The sequence below is a fragment of the Roseateles chitinivorans genome (assembly GCF_002761755.1).
GTDB lineage: Bacteria > Pseudomonadota > Gammaproteobacteria > Burkholderiales > Burkholderiaceae_C > Roseateles > Roseateles chitinivorans.
The window spans coordinates 1-407 of record NZ_PEOG01000254.1 but is presented as its reverse complement, the minus strand read 5'-3'; the positions used below and the strand labels follow the sequence as shown (position 1 = coordinate 407).

Sequence of the window (407 nt, the reverse complement as noted above, 5' to 3'; positions counted from 1 at the left end):
TGTTGATGTTGTCGCGGTTGCTCTGCAAAACCTCGGTCACCCGGTTCAGCCGCTCCAGTGTCGGGGCCAGTTCGGCCTCGTTGTCGGCCACGAGGCCCCTGAGTTGCTCGGCGACCGCGGACGTGTTGGCCATCAGGTCGACGATGGCCTCGCGGCGGTCGTTGAGCACACCCAGCAGGTCATTGGCGTTGAGTATCAATGTGTTCAGCTGCTGACTGCGCTGCGACAGCACGCCCGTGACCTCGCTCGCGCTCTTGAGCAGGTTCGCGAGGCTCTCGTTGCGGCCGTTGATCGACTGCGACAGCCGGCTCAGACCGTCGAAGGTCGGGCCCAGCTGGGGCGCGAGTTGATCGATCGTGGCCGACAGTGTGTCCAGCGACTGGTTGAGCGACGCCGTGTCGGTGCCT

General features: G+C 64.9%; 1 protein-coding gene. It reads right to left on the bottom strand.

Going from position 1 to position 407, the window contains the following annotated elements; all coding sequences use genetic code 11:
• Positions 1–407: MCE family protein (locus CS062_RS26050; RefSeq protein ID WP_199174396.1), on the bottom strand; the 407-nt coding region annotated here is incomplete at both ends.